1 rRNA gene is annotated in these 777 nt (G+C 60.7%); it reads left to right on the plus strand.

The annotated features are described in order from the left end of the window. A 23S ribosomal RNA gene (locus G9H71_RS22915) occupies nucleotides 1-756 on the plus strand; the annotation flags it as partial. Nucleotides 757-777 lie beyond the last annotated feature (21 nt).

Raw genomic sequence — 777 nt, forward strand, 5'->3', positions numbered from 1 at the left:
CCAGTCAGGGTGGAGGCGCCGTTGAAATACCACTCTGGCCGTGCTGGCTGTCTAACCTGGGCCCCTGATCGGGGTCAGGGACAGTGTCTGGTGGGTAGTTTAACTGGGGCGGTTGCCTCCTAAAAGGTAACGGAGGCGCCCAAAGGTTCCCTCAGCCTGGTCGGCAACCAGGTGTCGAGTGCAAGTGCACAAGGGGGCTTGACTGTGAGACCGACAGGTCGAGCAGGAGCGAAAGCTGGGACTAGTGATCCGGCGGTGGCATGTGGAAGCGCCGTCGCTCAACGGATAAAAGGTACCCCGGGGATAACAGGCTGATCTTGCCCAAGAGTCCATATCGACGGCAAGGTTTGGCACCTCGATGTCGGCTCGTCGCATCCTGGGGCTGGAGTAGGTCCCAAGGGTTGGGCTGTTCGCCCATTAAAGCGGTACGCGAGCTGGGTTTAGAACGTCGTGAGACAGTTCGGTCCCTATCCGCTGCGCGCGTTGGAGACTTGGGAAGGGCTGTCCCTAGTACGAGAGGACCGGGACGGACGAACCTCTGGTGTGCCAGTTGTACCGCCAGGTGCATGGCTGGTTGGCTACGTTCGGAAGGGATAACCGCTGAAAGCATCTAAGCGGGAAGCCTGCTTCGAGATGAGGTCTCCCACCCCCTTGAGGGGGTAAGGCCCCCAGCAGACTACTGGGTTGATAGGCCGGACGTGGAAGCGCCGCAAGGCGTGCAGCGGACCGGTACTAATAGGCCGAGGGCTTGTCTGCCTCGAACGAGCACACCTGCAC

This window comes from Motilibacter deserti (assembly GCF_011250635.1).
Taxonomy (GTDB): domain Bacteria; phylum Actinomycetota; class Actinomycetes; order Motilibacterales; family Motilibacteraceae; genus Motilibacter_A; species Motilibacter_A deserti.